Raw genomic sequence first — 13,977 nt, forward strand, 5'->3', positions numbered from 1 at the left:
GTGCGTCCGAGGCGCACCGTCCGGCGCAGCAATACGTATATCTACAGGTCAGGCGTGCACGTTACCGTGGATCGCGCATCTGCGATCCGACAGTCCTGCGCGAGCACACCATACCGGGCGATCACTGTGGATCAAGATCGACACGATCACTGTCCAGAGCAGGCACGATCACGTCGAGCGCCGTCGGTTCCATCATCTCTCCGTGCTCCCCCGGTACGAACCGGGTACGAATGCCTCCCGTGACGAACGGCACCCACAGGTCCGCGGCGTCCGCTTCGGTCGGGTGTTCCTCCACCGCACTGAAGAACTCCATGTCACCGGTGAACACTCCGGGTTCGTGACGGTTGATCAGGTCCGGTGACGTCATCGCCGCAGCGAAGATGCGTTGGGTCCTCTCGATATCGAGTTCGATCAGTTCCGCCGGAACCGCACGCACGAGCGCTTCGGCGGCCTCACGAGGAAGCTGCCGGTCGAGTGCCCCGGGATCCACCTCGACGCCGAAGGTGCGCAGGTTCTCCGAGATCTCAGACTCGAAACGGTCGGTGTCGATCCGCGGGACACTGTCGATCAGCGCGAGTTTCTCCACACTCAGACCGCGGGACTGGAGTTCGACCGCCACCGCATGCGCGAGCACACCGCCCAGGGACCAGCCGAGCAATCGGTACGGTCCGTGCGGCACGGTTGCGACGATCTCGTCGGCGTACCTGCGCGCGAGATCGTCCAGTGACGCTCCGGCGAAATCGGGTTCGGTCAACACCGGCGTCTGAACCCCGTACACGGCGCCAGGTCCGTCCAGGCGCGCCGCGAGCGGCGCGTAGGTCCAGGCGAGCCCGATCATCGGGTGCAGGCAGAACACCGATTCCGCGGGGTCCCCGGCGCGCAGCGGCAGGATCACGGAAAGGGCCGCATCCGCTTCCGAGACGGCGACGCCCTCGACTTCCGCGCCCGCTTCGACATCGACGCCGAGCCGGGCCGCGAGGTCCTTCACGACGGGCGACTCGAGCAGCCAGGGGACACGCACAGCCACGCCGATCTCGTCCCGCAGTCTCGCAACCACTTGGGTCGCGACGAGGGAATTGCCCCCGAGGTCGAAGAAGTCATCGTCCAAGCCGATCCGGTCGACGTCGAGCACCTCCGCATACACGCGTGCGACCAGCGCTTCGAGCCCCGTGCGGGGAGCACGGTGCGGCCGCATCGACGTTGCGGGTTCAGGGAGGGCCGCGCGGTCGAGCTTGCCGACCGGAGTCAGTGGCATGGAGTCGAGGACGACAACCACGTCGGGAACCATGTGACGTGGCAACGAGCGCGCTGCCGTGCGGAGGAGTTCCGACGTCTCGACGACCCGACCGGGCGCCGCGGTCACGTACGAGACGAGCCGCACGACGCCTGCCCCGGATGTCCGAGCGATCGTGACCGAGAAATCCACCGCATCGTCATGACGAAGCACCGCATCGATCTCGTCGAGTTCGATTCGGAATCCACGGATCTTGACCTGGAAATCCGACCGACCCACGTAGACGATGTCGCCGGTGTCGGTCCAACGGGCCAGATCCCCGGTCCGATAGAGGCGGGCGCCGGATCCGAACGGGTCGGCAACGAAGCGGTCGGATGTCAATCCCGCTCTCCCGTGGTACCCGCGCGCCAGTTGCACACCCGACAGGTAGAGCTCACCTGCAACGCCGACCGGGACGGGCCGCAAGCGCACGTCGAGCACGACGGCACCGACACCGCGGATCGGTCCGCCGATCGTCACGTCGTCACCAGGAGCCAACGGCGCGCTGATATTGGTCATGATCGTGGTTTCCGTGGGGCCGTAACCGTTGTGGAACGCGCGGCCGGAAGCCCAGCGCGACACCAGTTCGGGTGGCACCGCCTCTCCACCTGCCACGAGGACACGAAGTTCATCGAGTCCCTCTGGGTCCAGGGAGGAGATCGCGGCCGGTGTGATGAATGCGTGCGTCACGCGCTCGGCCCGGATGAAATCCGCGAGGTCACGCCCGCCGTAGATGGTCGGCGGAGCAATCACGAGCGTCGCGCCGGCCGCGAAGGCCATCAACAACTCGAGCACTGACGCGTCGAAGCTCGGCGATGCGAAGTGCAACACCCTGGCGTCGACGCCCAATGCATACCGATCACGCTGCTCGGCAGCAAAATTCGCCAACCCGGAATGAGTGACGACGACACCCTTGGGGAGCCCCGTCGAGCCTGACGTGTAGATGATGTAAGCGGTATTGCCGGCGTGCACACGACGTACGCGCTCGCCCGCCGCGACCGGGCCGCCCGGGCTCGTCTCCATCCGGGCCACCGTGTCCTCCGACGTCAGGTCGATCCATTCGACGTCGCCGGGCAACCCGACGAGATGCTGTGTCACGGTAAGGCCGAGCGCCGCTCCCGAGTCGGACACCATGTGTGCAACACGATCGGCCGGGTAGTTCGGATCGACCGGTACGTACGCGGCACCGGTCTTCGCCACCGCCCACACTGCGGCGACCGACTCGATCGAGCGTGTGAGACCGAGGGCCACAACATCTTCTGTACCGATGCCACGTCCGATCAGCAATCTCGCCAATCGCGACGAGAACGTGTCGAGCTCGGCGTACGTCCACTCGCGCCCGTCGTGGACCACAGCGACGCCGTCAGGGTTGCCCTCGGCGGCCGCCACGAGGAGATCACCGAGCGGAACCGGAGATTCGGCCGGTCCACCCTCGCGGTGGACCAGGTCCTCGAATTCGTCGGAGTCGAGATACGGCAGGGCGTCCACCGGCACCGCGGGGTCGGCAAGGATGCCGTCGATGATCCGCAGGTACCGGGCGGCAAGCGTGGTCACGGTGTCGGCATCGAGAATGTCGCTGCGGTACTTGAATCCGAGCGTGACGGTGTCTTCCGCGGTGACGGCGACGGTCAGCGGATAGTGCGTGGCGTCGCGGGTGTTGACGCCGGCGACGATCAGTCCGTCGACCGATCCCGCCTCTGCGATGCCGCTACGGTCCACCGGATACGACTCGTACACGAGCAGGGTGTCGAAGAGCGCTCCGAGACCCGTCCGCTGCTGGATCTCGGCGAGGCCCACATGATGGTGGTCGAGAAGCGACGCCTGATCGACCTGGATGCGCTGGAGCAGTTCCTCGGTGGTTGCCGAGTCGCCGAGTCGCACGCGGACGGGCAACGTGTTGATGAACAGTCCGACCATCGATTCGACGCCCGGAAGGTCCGCGGGCCGGCCCGACACGGTAGTACCGAACACGACGTCGTCACGACCGGTCGTGCGGGCGATGAGTGTCGCCCACGCACCCTGCAGGACGGTGTTGACCGTGACGCCGAGCCTCGCTGCGACCTCTCCGAGGGTGTCACTGCGGTCGCGGCCTAGATCGATGTGGTGCTCGGCCGAAGTGGCTCCGGCGTCGCCGGCCTCGGAGCCGACCAGCAGTGTCGGTTCGTCGACCCCCCCGAGTGCGTGGACCCACGCGTCGACCGATTCGCGGTGGTCGCGGCGCCCCAGCCACTCGAGATAGCTGCGGTACGACGGCACCCGACCGAGCAACGCAGCATCACCCGACGTCGCGTACAGCACCAACAGGTCCTTCATCAGCAACGGCATCGACCAGCCGTCGAGGAGGATGTGGTGGCTCGTGACCGCGAGCGTCCAGGATTCGGATCCCGTCCGCACCATTGTGAAGCGGATCAGCGGCGGCGCTGCCAGATCGAAGGCCACGTCCTGGTCGGCGCGCAACACCGCGTCGAGTTCGACAGTGTCGGCCGCCGGGTTCCCCGGCCCGGTGAGGTCGAGTTCCCGCCACGGCAGCACGACGTCGTCGACGACAACCTGGACCGGCTCACCGGATTCACCCGAGACGAAGGTAGTCCGCAGGTTGGGATGCCGGTCGAGAAGTGCGGCGGCAGCGCTTCGTAGACGTGCCGGGTCGACGAGTCCGGCGAGGTGGATCAGTACCTGAGTGCTGTAGACGTCGGACTGTCCTTCGGCGAGCAACGCGTGGTAAAGCAATCCGGACTGCAACGGTGCGAGCGGCCAGACGTCGGACACGTTGGGGTACTCCGCTTCCCAGGCGTCGATGTCGCGCTGGGTGACCTCGACCAAGGGGAGATCGGTCGGTGTCCGCCCGCCTGCGTCGGGGCGTGCCGCGTGAGTGGCGAGCGCTTCGAGTGCACGCACCCACCATTGTCCGAGTTCCTCGACGTCGTCGCGGTCGAGCAGACCGGCGGGGAATCCGAGGTTCGCGCCGAGCTCCCCTCCGATGACCACCGCGTTGATGTCCACCGAGGCGAGCGCGGGAGCGTCGCTGTCGTCGCGACCGGACAGGTCACCGAGGTCGCCGGCGGGTAGCCAGCCCAATTCTGCGGCCTGACCCTGGGACACCTCGCCGGCGTCGAGACGTCCGAGGTAGTTGAAGCTGATCTGACCGGACGGCAGATGTGCGAGTTGCCCAGCGGTGTCGGAGTTGCAGTACCGGAGCAGTCCGTAGCCGAGTCCCTTGTCGGGGATGGCCCGCAGGTGTTCCTTGACGACCTTGAGTGCAGTGCCGGCGGCTGCTCCGCCCTCGATGGCGTCGTCGAGGTCGATGCCGGACAGGTCGAGCCGCACAGGGAACATCGCGGTGAACCAGCCCACGGTGCGTGACAGGTCGGCCCCGGGGACAAGGTCTTCCTCGCGTCCGTGGCCCTCGAGTCCGATCAGCGCGGACAGTTCATCCGTGCCACGATCGCGACGCCACCCGGCGAGCGCCAATGCAAGGCCAGTGAGCAACACGTCGTTGACGCTGCCGTGGTAGAGCTCGGGAACTGTGGTGAGCAGTGTGTCGGTGACCTCGGCTGCGACCCGGACCTGGACCTTCTCGACCGTCGACGCAAGATCGACTGCGGGGTCGAAGGCACGCGTACCCAGAAGGGGGTCGGGTCCGGCCAGGATCGACGTCCACATCGGCAACTCTGCCGTGCGATCGCCGGCACTGCGAACGAGGGCATCAGCCCAGGTCCGGAACGACGTTCCGACCGGCTGCAGCGCCGCGGGCTGTCCGTGATCGATCTGCGCCCAGGCAGTCACGAAGTCGGGCACCAGGATTCGCCACGACACTCCGTCGACCACGAGGTGGTGGGCGACCACGGCCATCCGCCCGGTGCGGTCTGCGCCCGGTGCGGGATCGAGCCAGACGAACTGCAGGACGGTGCCGCGCGACGGATCGAGCCGCGCCTCGGCGCTGTCGAGTTCGCGGGCCGCGATACTGCGCCACCGGTCGTCGTCCGCATCGGCAGGCACCTCCACGTGGGAGACGAGAGAATCGACGTCGACCGAGCCCGGTGCGGTCGTGGCCAGCACCCATTCTCCGGTGCCGCTCCGGCGCAGGGACGCCCGCAGCATATCGTGCCGGTCGATAACGGCACGAAGGGTCGCGACCACGTCCGGACGTGTGATGCCTTCGGGCAGTTCGAGCGCGATGGTCTGGGTGTAGCGGTCGAAGCTGCCCGCGCGCTCGACCATGTAACGCACGATCGGGGTGAGCGGGATGTCACCGACTCCTCCCCCCTCGAGTTCGACGAGCAAGGGTGCGGTCCCGGTACCGATCCGCGCGACCTCGGCGAGTCCGGCCACGGTGCGCTGCTCGAAGACCTCCCGGGGCGTGAACACGATCCCGAGCGCTTTGGCGCGCGACACCAGCTGGATCGATACGATGCTGTCGCCCCCGAGCGCGAAGAACGAGTCGTCGACGCCGACCTCGTCGATGCCGAGCACGTCGGCGAAGACCTCGGCGATCGCTACCTCCGTCGGCGTCGCGGGTGCACGGAATTCTTTGTCTCCCACGAACACCGGAGAAGGAAGCGCCTTCTTGTCGAGCTTTCCGTTCGGAGTGAGAGGCAGAGCATCGAGGATCACGATCGCGTCGGGGACCATGTATCCGGTCAGGAACTGCCCGACCTCGTCGAGCACCTCGGCGGGCACAACGTTGGTACCTGCGCGTGGGACGACGTATCCGACGAGCTTGTCGCCGGTGTGCGCGTCGGTCCGCACCACGGCGACTGCATGCGCGACACCCTCGACAGAGGTCAGCGCGGCTTCGATTTCTCCGAGTTCGACACGGAATCCACGCAGCTGCACCTGGGAGTCACTGCGTCCGACGTATTCGAGTTGCCCGGAGGCGGACCAGCGCGCGATGTCGCCGGTGCGGTACATGCGAGTCCCCGGCAAGCCGATCGGGTCCGCGACGAATCGTCCCGCGGTCAGCGCACCGCGGCCGAGGTACCCGCGGGTGAGCTGATCGCCGGACACGTACATCTCGCCGGGGACCCCGACGGGGACCGGCCGCAGCCGCGGATCGAGGACATACACGCCGAGCCCCGGGATCGCGCGGCCCACGAGGCTGGCCGCGGTCTTGCTGTCGTCCGAGGCCAGTTCGAGGCGGGAGACGTGCACCGTGGTCTCGGTGATGCCGTACATGTTGACCAGGCGAGGCGCATCGTCGGTGTGTCGGCGGTACCAGTCGGCGAGACGACGCAGGTCGAGCGCCTCACCTCCGAAGACGATGTATCGCAGCGCGAGTCGACCCGAGTCTCCCTCTTTCGCAACACGATCGGCTTCGGCGAGCTGGTAGAAAGCCGACGGCGTCTGGTTGAGCACCGTGACCTGCTCTCGCACGAGGAGCGCATGGAAGTCCTCCGGCGAGCGGGACGTGAAGTGATCGACGACGACGAGCCGGCCGCCGTGGAGCAGCGGACCCCACAGTTCCCAGACCGAGAAGTCGAAAGCATACGAGTGGAACAGGGCCCACACGTCGTCGCCGTCGAATTCGAAAGCCGCTCGGGTGTTCTCGAACAATTCGAGGACCGTCCGGTGCGGAACCTGCACCCCCTTGGGGCGGCCGGTGGATCCGGAGGTGTAGATGACATACGCGAGGTTGTCGCTGCGCAGCGGCGCTGTGCGCTCGTCGTCGGTCACGGGTGCATCGCTACGGGTCGACAGATCGATCGCTGCGAGGTCGATCACGGGAATGGCGGTGCTCGGTAGCCCATCGTGGTCGCCCGAGACGAGCACGGCGACCGGCGACGCATCTGCGAGCATGAACTCGAGGCGGTCGGCAGGATAGGCGAGGTCGATCGGCAGATAACCGCCGCCGGCCTGCTGTACCGCGAGCAGCGCGACGACGAGGTCGTCGGTGCGGGCCATCGCGACGGCCACCAGAGAGTCGGGCCCCACACCGTGATCGACGAGTTCACGTGCAAGCCGGTTCACACGGGCAGCGAGGTCGCGGTATGTCAGGTGGCGGTCGCCGAACGTCACGGCGATCGCGTCGGGTGTGCGCGCCGCCTGATCGCTGAAACGCTGGACGAGAGTGCGGTCGCTCGCCCGGGTGCCCGATTCGTTCCACGCTTCGAGCAGCGTGGCACGCTGCTCCTCGGTCAGCAGCGGCACGTCGCCGATCACAGTGTCGGGGTCGGCGGCGACTGCACTGAGCATCCGGCCGAGTCGATCGCCGAATTCGCTCACCGTCGCCTCGTCGAACAGGTCGGTGGCGTAGTTGAGCGCCACCGCCATTCCGCCGGGCACCCCGTCCGGCCCGAAGGCTTCGACGACGGTGACCTGCAGATCGAACTTGGCGTCGGTGATCGGGAAATCGACGGGTTCGACGCTCAGCCCCGGAAGGTCGAAACGGGACTGCCCGAGATTCTGGAACGTCAGAGCGACCTGGAACAGCGGATGCCGGGCCTGGGAACGTTCAGGGTCGAGGGCCTCGACGAGGCGTTCGAACGGCAGGTCGGCATGTCCGAATGCGCCGAGGTCGGTTTCGCGGACTCGGGCCAACAGATCGCCGAAGGTGTCGGACGGTTTCACCTCGGTGCGCAGTACCAGGGTGTTGACGAACATCCCGATCATGTCGTCGAGAAGCAGCTCGCCGCGACCCGCAATGGGCGAGCCGACAACGATGTCGCCCGTGCCGGACAGCCGGGCGAGCAACGCCGCAAGTGCACTGTGCACGACCATGAACAGCGACGCACCCCTCGCGCGGGCAAGTTGTTCGAGTGCGGCGTGTGTCGGTGCGTCGATCTCGAATGCGGTGTTCGCACCCCGATACGACGCAACCGAGGGGCGGGGCCGATCCGCGGGCAGGTCCAGCTGCTCCGGAATGCCCTTCAGCGTCTCGCGCCAGTAGGTGAGCTGCCGGGTGATCGGCGACTCCGGGTCGCTCTCGGACCCGAGGACCTCGCGCTGCCACAGCGTGTAGTCCGCATACTGCACGGGCATCGGCGCCCAGTCGGGCTCGCGGCCCTCCGCGCGCGAGGTGTAAGCAAGCATCACGTCCCGTGCGAGCGGGCCCATCGAAAAACCGTCGCCGCTGATGTGGTGCAACACCACGACGAGCACATGCTCGTCGTGTCCGAGGCGCAACAGGGAGATCCGCAAGGGCACCTGTTCGGTGAGGTCGAACCCGCCCGTCACCGTGGCCTCGACGTGTCGCGCCACGTCAGCATGGTCGGTGTCGACCACGACGATATCGGGTACGGCCGACGCCGCGGGGAGGATCACCTGCTGTGCGATACCGTCCGATTCGGGATAGACGGTCCGCAGCGACTCGTGTCGTCGGATGAGATCGGCCACCGCGGCGCGCAGAGCCTCGACGTCGAGTGGTCCACGCAGCCGGATCGCGAGTGGCAGGTTGTTCACGGACGAGTCGGGCTCGAACCGGTTGAGGAACCACATCCGCTGCTGCGCAAGCGACAGCGGGATCCACTCGGGTCGGGTCTGCGCCGTCAACGGCGCCACGGACCCCTCGCTCGACGCGGACTCGACATGCGCGGCGAGGAATTCGACGACGGGGTACTCGAAGAGCGCGCGCACCGCCACCCTGGTGCCGAGGGCGGAGCCGAGGCGCGCCACGACCTGTGTTGCCACAAGCGAGTTACCGCCGAGCTCGAAGAAATCGTCGTCCCGGCCCACCCGATCGACATCGAGGACATCGCCGAAGACACCGGCGACGATCTCTTCGACCGGGGTTCGTGTCGCGCGGAACTCTCGCGACTCGAAGACGGGCGCAGGCAGCGCCTTCCGGTCCAGCTTGCCGCTCGTGTTGAGCGGCAATTCATCGAGCTCGACGATCGCCGACGGCACCATGTACGACGGTAGCGTCTCCCGCACGGTAGCGAGCAGCGACTGCCGGTCCACGGACTCACCGACCACATAGGCCACGAGCTGTTCGCCGGTCGGCGTGGGCACGACGAGCGCGACGACCTGGGTGACCCCCGAGTGTGCGAGGAGCGCGGTCTCGATCTCTCCGAGCTCGATCCGCTGTCCGCGGAACTTGACCTGGAAGTCGGTACGGCCCAGGTAATCGAGTGCGACGGCGCCGTCGCCGGTGCGGATCCACCGAACGAGATCGCCGGTGCGGTACATCCGTTCGCCGGTATGCCCGAGAGGGCTCGCAACGAACCGGTCGGAGGTCAGGTCCGGTCGGCGCACGTACCCACGCGCGAGCTGGACTCCTCCGAGGTACAGCTCCCCCGGTGTGCCGAGGGGAACCGGCTGCAGACGCGCATCGAGGACGTAGACCTGCACGTTCCATTCCGGTAGCCCGATGGGCACGACCCCGGTGGCGTCTGCAGCCTGGTAGGTGACCGAGACCGCGGCTTCGGTGGGTCCGTAGAGGTTGTGTACCGCCGCATTCGTTCCGATGCGACGGAAGGCGGCGACGGTCTCCGGGGGAAGCGCCTCACCGATGACGAACACGAGCCGCAGACCGGAGCAACTCCCTGCCGGGGCGTGTGCAGCGAATACGGTTAGCATCGACGGTACGAAGTCCGTGAGCGTCACCCGGTGACGGTCGATCATGTCGGCGACGTACGCCGGGTCGCGATGCCCGTCGTGGTCCGCGACGACGAGGCACGCACCGCTGCGCAGCGGCAGGAACCATCCCCACAGCGACACGTCGAAGGTGGTGGCGGTCTTCTGCAGGTACACATCGTCGGCACCGATGGCGTATTCGTGCACCATCCAGGCGACCTGATTGACGATCGCGTCATGCGACACGGCGACACCCTTCGGGCGTCCCGTCGACCCGGACGTGAAGATCACGTAGGCGGGAGTGGCAGGCCGGATCGGCCCGCTCAGTTCGTAATCCTGAACCGGCTGTGCCGCGTAGCGATCCAGTTCGAGAGCGTCGACTTCGACGGCATTCGCGTCGGAGGGCAGATCGGGGCTGTCCGCTACGGTGGTGAGCACGCACACCGGCATGGCGGTGTCGAGGATGTGCCCGATCCGCTCCGACGGATGGTCCGGGTCGAGTGGGACATAGGCACCGCCCGCGGTGATCACGGCGTAGATCGCCACCACTAGATCGACGGAACGACGGATACCGATCGCGACGAGCGCCTCGGGGCCGACGCCCGTATCGATGAGATACCGCGCGAACCGGTTGACGCGTGCGTCGAACTGCGCGTAGGTCAGCGCCTCATCGCCGAAGACGACTGCGGGAGCATCCGGGGTCCGGACAACCTGGGCGCGGTACTCGGACAGGAGTGTTCCGCTGTCCACGGCACGGTCGGTGGCGTTGACGGCGTGGACGAGTTCGCGGCGCACGTCGGGCGCCAGCAGGTCGACATCACCGACGACGGTGTCGAGGTCGGAGACCAGTGCATCGAGGGTCGCGACCAGCCCGTCGGCGAGGCCGCGCACCGTGTTCTCATCGAAGAGATCCGTGGCATAGGTGAACTGCGCGGACATTCCGCACGGTTTCCCGGCGTCGAGTCGCGGGGTGACGGTCAGCTGGAGATCGAACTTGGCGATGGCACCGCCGAGGTCGACCGCCTCGACGTCGAGGTCCGGCAACGACAGGTCGGGACGATCCATGTTCTGGAAGAACAACGCGACCTGGAAAAGCGGGTGGTGCCCGGTCGAGCGCACGGGGTCGAGGACCTCGACCAGCCGCTCGAACGGTAGTTCTGCGTGCGCAAACGCATCGATGTCGCCGGTGCGGACTCTGTCTAGCAGCGCGGCGAACGTGTCGCCCGGCGCGACGGCCGTGCGCAGAACGAGGGTATTGACGAACATCCCGATGAGGTCGTCGAGGGCCTGTTCGCCTCGACCCGCGACGGGGGTGCCGATGGCGATGTCCGTAGTGGACGACAACCTTGCGAGCAGCGCTGCGAGCGCAGCGTGCACGATCATGAAAGGTGAACAGCCCGTGGCCTGCCCGATCTCCGCGACAGCTGCGTGCAAGGGGACGTCGATCTCGAACAGCACGGTGCCTCCGCGCCCGGAGGCCTCGACGGGCCGGGGGCGGTCGGTCGGCAGGTCGAGACGGTCGGGTAGTCCGTCGAGCGCTCTCGTCCAGAACTCGATCTCGCGTGCCGCGACCGAACCGCGGTCCGTCTCGTGGCCGAGCACCGCTCGCTGCCACAGTGTGTAGTCGGCGTACTGCACCTCGAGCGGCGACCATGCGGGGGTCTCGCCCGCGGTGCGCGCGAAGTATGCGGTGGCGAGGTCTCGTACGAACGGGCCAGTGGATGCTCCGTCGGCCGCGATGTGATGCACGACGAGCACGAGGACATGCTCGTCGTCGGCCACCTGCAGCAGTTCGACACGCAGTGGCACTTCTTCGGCGACGTCGAATCCGGTGGTGACAGCGCGGGCGACACGGCCGGGCACATCGGCGGGGTGCACGATCTCGACCTCGACGGGAGGCGCGACCTCGGACGCATCGAGGACCACCTGACAGCCCACACCGTCGCGGTCGGGGTAGAAGGTGCGCAACGATTCGTGCCGTTCGATCACGTCGTGGACGGCTGCGCGAAGTGCGGCGATGTCGAGTCGGCCGCGCAACCGCAGGGCCACGGGGATGTTGTCGGCAGCGGAGGCCGTGTCGAAGCGGTTGAGGAACCAGATTCGCTGTTGTGCGGGTGACAGCGGGATCGGATCAGGTCGCGGTCCAGCAGTGAGAGGCGTCCTTGTGGTGTCGCCGGTATGTGCATCGACCAGCGCGGCAAGTTCCACCACGGTCGATCCCTCGAAGACCAGACGAGCCGGTACACGCATGTCGAGGCGTTCCCCGAGTCGGGCAGCGACCCGGGTCGCGACGAGGGAGTTTCCGCCGAGATCGAAGAAATCATCATCCAGACCCACCCGATCGATACCGAGCACATCTGCGAACACGGCCGCGACCGCGACCTCCGTCGCGGACTCCGGCGCCCGGAACTCGGTGACGATCAGTCCGGGATCGGGTAGCGCGTCGCGGTCGAGTTTCCCGGTGGGTGACAGCGGAATGGTCTCGAGTTCGAGAATGACCGACGGAACCATATGCGAGGGAAGATGTTCGGACGCCTCGCGGGAGACCGCTCGGACGTCGAGGCCGACGCCCGCAGCGCGGTGTACGTACGACACCAACTGCGTCTCGCCGGCCGCAGTCGAACGCCCCACCGTCACCGCGAAATCCACACCGGCGCACGACGACAACACCGCATCGATCTCACCCAACTCGATACGGAACCCCCGCACCTTCACCTGAAAATCGTTGCGCCCCACATACACGATCCCCGACCGAGCATCACGCGGACCCCGCACCACATCACCGGTCCGGTACATCCGCGCACCACCCGGCGCCGCCACGAACCGCGACGCAGTCAACCCCGCACGACCGTGATATCCCCGAGCAACCCCGGGACCCGACAGATACAACTCACCCGCCACACCCACCGGAACCGGATGCAACCGCGAATCCAACACGTGACCAGCAGAATTGCGGATCGGCGCACCGATCGTCACCTGCTCACCCGGCACCAACGGATCCGACATCGTGATCACGATCGTCGTCTCCGTCGGACCGTACACGTTGAAGAACCGACGACCCGGCGCCCACCGCGCCACCAGATCCGGCGGACACGCCTCCCCACCGACCGCCACACACTCGAGCACACCCAACCCCGCCGGATCCACCGACGCCAACGCAGCCGGTGTCACGAAGGCATGAGTAACCCCATGACGCACAACAAGATCCGCAAACTCGACCCCGCCGTAGACCGACGTCGGCGCCACCACCATCGTCGATGACGTTCCCACCGCCAGCAGCAACTCCATCATCGACGCATCGAAACTCGGCGACGCGAAATGCAACGTCCGCGACCCCGGGCCCAGCCCGTACCGCTCCACCTGCTCGGCACAGAAATTCGCCAGTCCCGAATGCGACACCACTACGCCCTTGGGCTTACCCGTCGACCCCGACGTATAGATCACGTACGCCGTATTCTCGACCCGCAACGTCCGAACCCGCTCGTCGAACGACACCGGCTCCGCCGGAAGATCTGACAACTCCGCCACCGTCGCGGGATCGTCGAGTGCAATCCAGCGCGCCGTCACCGGCAACGTCGGTACCGTCTCAGCAAGGGCCAGGCCGAGGACCGCACCGGAATCCACGGTCATGTGTTCGACCCGGTCGGCAGGATAGTTCGGGTCGACCGGCACGAATGCGGCACCGGTCTTCGCGACCGCCCACGTCGCGACGACCGATTCGAGCGATCGAACGAATGCGAGCGCGACCACGTCCTCCGGGCCGACTCCCTGGCCGATCAGCAGCCGGGCGAGCCTCGAGGATGCCTCGTCGATCTCCGCGTAGGTCAACGAACGATCTTCGTATACGACCGCGGTGGCCGACGGAGCGCGTTCCACCGCCGCAGCGAGCAGCTGCGGGAGCAGTAGTGCGCGAGGTTCGCGACGCCGCGTCGGGCGCTGACGGGTGCGCGGGCGTCCGGAAGCCGGCGGGCGCTCGCCACGGCGATCATCGAGATTCATCCGTGTATTGTCCCCTTGCCCCGTCCCGTGCTCACGCCAGGCGTCACTCACCACTGTTTTCCTCGCACCTACGTCCACGTCAGGTCCGGCAGGTTACCGGACGGTATCGAGCCCCATTAGACCATCGGGGCACGATTCCTCACGTTACGGGCGTGTCGGACAGAGCGAGGTGGGGTGATCCGTGTTACGGACCA

The 13,977-nt window shown here is 66.9% G+C and carries 1 protein-coding gene; it reads right to left on the reverse strand.

The annotated features are described in order from the left end of the window. Nucleotides 1-121 precede the first annotated feature (121 nt). Complete coding sequence (locus tag EV641_RS05720; RefSeq protein WP_132471077.1) at nucleotides 122-13,783, reverse strand: non-ribosomal peptide synthetase; 13,662 nt, start codon at nucleotides 13,781-13,783, stop codon at nucleotides 122-124. Nucleotides 13,784-13,977: the final 194 nt, after the last annotated feature.

Source organism: Rhodococcus sp. SMB37 (assembly GCF_004345605.1).
Taxonomy (GTDB): domain Bacteria; phylum Actinomycetota; class Actinomycetes; order Mycobacteriales; family Mycobacteriaceae; genus Rhodococcus.